The organism is Fluviicola sp. (genome assembly GCF_030151805.1).
Lineage (GTDB): Bacteria > Bacteroidota > Bacteroidia > Flavobacteriales_D > Crocinitomicaceae > Fluviicola.
In genome coordinates this window covers 1-5,627 of the sequence record NZ_JASLCN010000020.1, presented here as the reverse complement: position 1 = coordinate 5,627, position 5,627 = coordinate 1, and the positions used below count along the sequence as shown (strand labels likewise).

General features: G+C 41.0%; 6 protein-coding genes. All 6 read right to left on the bottom strand.

Annotated elements, in window-relative coordinates; all coding sequences use genetic code 11:
• Positions 1-274: 274 nt before the first annotated feature.
• Entirely contained in the window at positions 275-751 is a 477-nt protein-coding gene (locus Q1V93_RS00795) for an SRPBCC family protein (RefSeq protein ID WP_300660123.1), read from the bottom strand.
• Positions 752-818: 67 nt separating this feature from the next.
• Positions 819-1,241 carry a DUF1801 domain-containing protein gene (locus tag Q1V93_RS00790; RefSeq protein ID WP_300660120.1) on the bottom strand — a complete coding sequence of 141 codons (423 nt, stop codon included), beginning with the start codon at positions 1,239-1,241 and terminating at the stop codon, positions 819-821.
• Positions 1,242-1,251: 10 nt separating this feature from the next.
• Entirely contained in the window at positions 1,252-1,752 is a 501-nt protein-coding gene (locus Q1V93_RS00785) for a YdeI/OmpD-associated family protein (protein WP_300660117.1), read from the bottom strand.
• 137 nt (positions 1,753-1,889) lie between these two features.
• On the bottom strand, positions 1,890-2,354 hold the full coding sequence (locus Q1V93_RS00780) for a DUF1572 domain-containing protein (protein ID WP_300660114.1): 465 nt from the start codon (positions 2,352-2,354) through the stop codon (positions 1,890-1,892).
• Between the two features lies 1 nt (position 2,355).
• Positions 2,356-2,817, bottom strand: coding sequence for a GNAT family N-acetyltransferase (locus Q1V93_RS00775; RefSeq protein ID WP_300660112.1), 462 nt, complete (start codon positions 2,815-2,817; stop codon positions 2,356-2,358).
• 334 nt (positions 2,818-3,151) lie between these two features.
• Positions 3,152-5,416, bottom strand: coding sequence for a GH92 family glycosyl hydrolase (locus Q1V93_RS00770; protein ID WP_300660109.1), 2,265 nt, complete (start codon positions 5,414-5,416; stop codon positions 3,152-3,154).
• Positions 5,417-5,627 lie beyond the last annotated feature (211 nt).

The window sequence follows — 5,627 nt, the reverse complement described above, 5'->3', positions numbered from 1 at the left end:
CAACCTTGATTTCCCATGGAATGTTTACATCTGTGGTTAAGGTATCGATGTAAACCGTTGTTGAACCGACTTGCTGCGCTACCTGCGCATGAATCAAATCAGCAAGAACAAACGGGACAATGAATAGTAATTTTTTGAATTGCATGACCTGAAATTTAGAATTACACTTTTCAAGTTATGGAAAACAGGGTTGTGATACAAAAAAAGCCCGTTAATAAATGATAAGAATTGTTTTTTTAATCACCTATCAACAGGAATCCATCTCTTTAGCAGCTTATTCATTTCCGTGATTCGATACCTCTTTGGGAAATTTATCTCCAACCAGATTCAAACGAATTCCGTGCTCCAGGTAAGCTTTCAATCCATCTATAACCGTTGTAAATCCGCCTGTATTGTCCTGAATCGCTGCAAGTAGTTCTTCTCCCTCCAGGTCGAAACCATCATTTCTGATCACCAGATAAGTTGAACCATCGGACAAAGATTGAAATTGATAATCTACAGTAGTTGCCGGGTTTCCCCATTCGGTCAGAATGCGTTGATTCGGGATGATTTCTTTCGTTAGAACTTGCGCGGAAACACCGTACATTTCCCATTCCCAGGTCACAGTTTTTCCGACTTCCAAATTCCCACTCGACTTCGTAAACCAAAATTTCGTCGTAATCTCCGGATCAATAAACGCCTGGAAAACTTCTGAAACGGGTTTCCGGATTTTCATTTGAACTTCAACTGCCGGGGCTTTTTGTTGTTTCATACTGCTTGATTTTGTGTTATTCGTTTTAAAAGAGCCGGTCATGAAAGCCGATTATTGACTTACCGGATTAATTTTTCTTTTTCTCGTTCATATAAGCCACTGTGTAATCCATCATATGAACCAGGCGCTCCCGGTCAATATCCGCCAGCTTGTTTACGTACATACACACTTTGCCCATTTTAAATTTCCCAAGATCTTTCAACAGGAATTCGTGTTCAGGCAAACCGGTATAAATATATAGCGAAAGCGCTGCTTTCCGCGGAGAGAACCCCAATATCGGCATATCTCCTTCATGTCCGCTGACGTATTTGTAATGATACGTTCCAAAACCAATGATGCTCGGACCCCACATTTTCGGTTCAAAACCCGTTGCTTTTGTCATTAGCGCGATCAGTTCGTGACTGTCTTTCCGCTTTTGTTCCGAAGTTGTAAACTCTTCAATGAATTCAAAAACGTCCTTCTCCGTTTCGTGTGTTTTATTCTTTGCCATATTTTTTCGATTAATTCGTCATGCTTCTTCCAACAAAGCGTTCTTTACCCAGTAAATAACCAATTGCTTTTTCAACATTCCGTTCCACACTTGCTTCTGTTTTGAGATTTGCAATATACCGAACGATCTCCAATTTGTGTGAAGGAGTCAGGCTTTCAAAGATTCCGTTTGCTTCGGAGTTGTTTTGAAGTGCTTCAGTCAGTTTCGGATGCATTTCCACTTTGCGTTCTTCCGGATCGAAAGCCACGGATAATTCGACTATTTCTCCAATGCGTTTCGGGGAATTTGCAAGCATTTGCGTGTTGATGTAAAGCCGCCAATGTCCGCTATATTTCACCAGGGTTTGTTTGTATTCCTTTCCGTTGATCAATCCACGAATCGGAATCGGGCCTTTATCTTTTCCGAATTCCAGAAACAAACTTTCCAAAATCGTTTCCGGAACAAAAACGAAGGGATTGATTCCGATAATCTCAATTACCGCCCGAAATGATGCTGAGTCCTTTTTGTCCATACATTCAATTACGGACTAAAAATACAATTATTGATTTTGTTTTCTGAAATTGGAGGGAATCCGTTTTCACAAAAGTAACAACCGCTTATCTGGCATTTGTCCAACAGAAAACGCTTGAAAGCGGATAAATCGCCGTTCTATTGTGCCAATAGTTTTTTGATCACTACAATTTGTCCCAGGTGATAATAAATGTGTTCTACAATTCCGGCAATGTTGCGGTAATTGGTTCCATATTTCGGATCAACGAAGTCCTGTGTTAATTGTTCATCTTGTAATTTTTCGATCAGCAACGCTGCTTTTTCGGCTTTCTCCCAGATAGTCTGCTGAAAACTCTCCCACTCTTCTTTTGTTTCCGGAGCTTTTGAAATCCAGCTTAATTCGTCCTTTCCGACCAATTTATTCTCTTCCAGCACCATGATCAGTACATCGAGATAATATGCCAAATGAAAGGTCAGCGCGGAAATTGAATTCAATGAATAAACCTGAACACCCGCCTGGTCAAAAGTAACATCAGACAGTGTGCTTTTTAAATCTACTGTACTCCAGTTTCCTCCGAAGTGAGCATCTCTTAAATGTTTTGCCAGTTGCTTTGTCAAACTCATACTATTCAGCATTTTTGAGGTTTCTGATTCTTTTACTTAACCAATCCCGATAAGTTATTTCAAATTTCAATTCTCCTTTTCCATGCATTCCGGTTTCTTTCCAACCGGACATTCTGTAAAATGTTTCGGCTCTTGTCTTCGGAGAGGTTCCCAACCAAACGGTTTCTGTTGTCTGATCGAAATACCAGTCGAGCATCACGTCATGCAATTGACGACCGATTCCTTGTTTCTCAAAATCAGGATGGATGAACAAGGCCCAGATATTGCGATCTTTCAAATCAACGATGGAAAAACCTGCAATCCGATCGTCTGTTTCATAGACCCAGCCTTTTCCACGAACAGTAAGAAACTCTTCACAATCTTCATTTGTCACTAAATCCGGGTTCGACAGCATGTTTTCTTTCACAGCGTTTCGAACAATCTGAATTTGCGGGATGTCTTCTATTTTAGCTTCTCTTATCATCCTGGTTTTATTCGTTCGGTTTCTCTGCCAAATACAGGTGTTGTTTTGGTAAATCAAGGTATTCAGCCTTGTCAAAACCAGCTTGGAGAACCTTGTCCTGATTGGTTAAAAACCCGTGTCAGAATGAAAAATACGATTTTCCTTTTAATTATTTGGATCAGGTGTGAAAATAAAAGTCGCAAAACAAGCTATTGCGAAGAAAAAATAAAAAACCATTTAACCACTAATAATCAAACACTTAAACCAATCTACTTAATGATAAACTTGATGACGATTCGTAATATTGCGATATTGCAAATTTGCGTTCGAAAAGATCAGCACCAATTTTCAGTGATTATTTTAATTTCCGGGAAAAAGAATACGGAAAATCCATCAATCCAAACTTCCGGTTCAAAGCAGGTGTAGCGGTCATTTTGAAATCGAGTACCGCCCCTTTCATCAGTTCCGAATGATTGATAAACAACTTCGAATAATCTGCGCCGTTCCACGAAAGTGAAGAAACATACCTGTTTTCAGGCGAATTTTGTACCGCATTCAAAACCAATTCTTTTCCGTTAGCCAGGTGAATTACTGCTTTTTGAAACAACGGAGCTCCCAAAACGTATTCATCCGTCGCAGGACAAACCGGGTAGAATCCCAGGGCAGAAAAAACATACCAGGCAGAAGTTTGACCGTTGTCTTCGTCTCCGCAATAACCATCGGGTGTTGGTTTGTATAACCGATTCAAAACCTCACGAATCCAATACTGTGTTTTTTCAGGAGCACCTGCATAATTGTACAAATAAATCATGTGCTGAATCGGTTGATTTCCGTGTGCATATTGTCCCATATTCGCAATTTGCATTTCCTTGATTTCATGAATCATTCCACCGTAATAACTGTCATCATAAACCGGAGGAAGCGAAAACACCGAATCGAGTTTTGCAATGAAGTTATTCTTTCCGCCCATTAAATCAATCAATCCCTGAACATCGTGGAAAACGGACCATGTGTAATGCCAGCTGTTTCCCTCTGTAAATGCGTCACCCCATTTAAACGGATTGAATGGAGACTGAAAATGCCCGTTTGCATTTCTCCCACGCATCATTCCGCTGACCGGATCAAACAAATTGCGGTAATTCTGTGAGCGTTTGGCATAAAGATCCCATTCTTTTTTCGGTCTGTTCAAGGCTTTTCCAAGTTGATAGATTGCAAAATCATCGTAAGCATATTCCAGCGTTCTTGCAGCATTCTCATTGATTTTCACATCGTATGGAACGTACCCCAATTTGTTGTAATAGCTCACTCCCAAACGACCAACCGCACCAATTGGCCCTTCATTGTTTGCTCCGTGCAGCAAAGCTTCATACAATTTTTCAATGTCGTAACCGCGCAATCCTTTGATGTACGCATCTGCAACGACGGAAGCCGAATTATTCCCGATCATGATATCCGAATAGCCCGGACTAGACCATTCCGGTAAAAAACCTCCTTCCAGGTAAGCATTGACCAAACCTTCCTGCATTTCGCGGTTGATTTCCGGATAAACCAGGTTCAACAAGGGATAAAGCGCTCTGAATGTATCCCAAAAACCGGTTCCTCCGAACATTTTTCCGGGAAGTACCTGACCGTTATAAGGACTCCAGTGAACTTCCTTTCCGTTCGCATCAATTTCATAGAGTTTATTGGGGAAAAACAAGGTTCTGTACAAGCAGGAATAAAAGGTTCGCAGTTGTTCTTCCGATCCTCCGGATACTTCGATCTTCCCCAATTTATTATTCCATTCATTTTCAGCATTCCGAAGCACATCATCGAAATTTTTTGTTCCGATTTCCCGTTGTAAGTTCAATTCAGCCTGTTCGAATGAAATAAAGGATGAAGCAACTTTCAAGTGAACCTGCTCGCCTCTTTGAGTTTTGAATCCGACTACAACTCCCGAATGATTTGATTCCGATTCGTCTCCTTTTGCTCCCAATTTTCCATTGGATGCAAGCGAATAGAACGAAATATCCTGATCCAGGTAAATGACAAAATAATTTTTGAAATTAGTCAGTTTGCCTCTTGCATAGCGTTTTGTATAACCTGCAATTTTGCGTTCTTTCGGGAAAACTTTCACGTACGATCCACGATCCAGAGCATCGATCACAATGAATGAACTGTCGCTTTTGGGGAATGTAAACCGAAAAACTGCAGCGCGTTCGGTTGGAGTTAATTCTGCGGTTACGTCACAATCTGCCAGGTAAACGCTGTAATAATGGGGTTTCGAGATTTCTGATTTATGTGAAAACCAGCTTGCCCGTTCGTTTTGATCAAAAACCGGTTTTCCGCTTCCCGGCATGATGGCAAATTGCCCGTAATCATTCATCCACGGTGAAGGCTGATGTGTTTGTTTGAATCCGCGAATTTTATCTGCGCCGTATTGGTAAGCCCAGCCGTCGCCCATTACATTTGTTTGTGCGGTCCACATATTCATTCCCCAGGGCAAACCAACTGCCGGATAGGTGTTTCCATTGGAAAGTTCCATTTTGGAATCGGTTCCCATCAGAGGATTCACATAATCAACAGGTTTAAACTGAGCAGAGGCTGCAAACGGCAAAAGCAAAAAAAGAAATCGTCTCATTATTCGATTGAAATGAAACCACAAGATACTTATTTCTGACTTTTAATGAGGTGTTGTGAACACCTGATTCACTAATAATTTCCGAGAAGGATGGCTAATGTGCTGGCAGGCAAATCTCCCTTTAAAGTTCCCAAACAATCGGAATAAATAGTTGAATTGCCCCGGTAGATTTTGTCTCCTTTAATCGTCAGCATGCAATCGGAGTAGCTGG

Coding starts and splice junctions, on each gene's coding strand:
- Q1V93_RS00780 (WP_300660114.1), bottom strand. CDS start 2,354: ATGAGTTTGACAAAGCAACTGGCAAAACATTTAAGAGATGCTCACTTC.
- Q1V93_RS00795 (WP_300660123.1), bottom strand. CDS start 751: ATGAAACAACAAAAAGCCCCGGCAGTTGAAGTTCAAATGAAAATCCGG.
- Q1V93_RS00785 (WP_300660117.1), bottom strand. CDS start 1,752: ATGGACAAAAAGGACTCAGCATCATTTCGGGCGGTAATTGAGATTATC.
- Q1V93_RS00790 (WP_300660120.1), bottom strand. CDS start 1,241: ATGGCAAAGAATAAAACACACGAAACGGAGAAGGACGTTTTTGAATTC.
- Q1V93_RS00775 (WP_300660112.1), bottom strand. CDS start 2,817: ATGATAAGAGAAGCTAAAATAGAAGACATCCCGCAAATTCAGATTGTT.
- Q1V93_RS00770 (WP_300660109.1), bottom strand. CDS start 5,416: ATGAGACGATTTCTTTTTTTGCTTTTGCCGTTTGCAGCCTCTGCTCAG.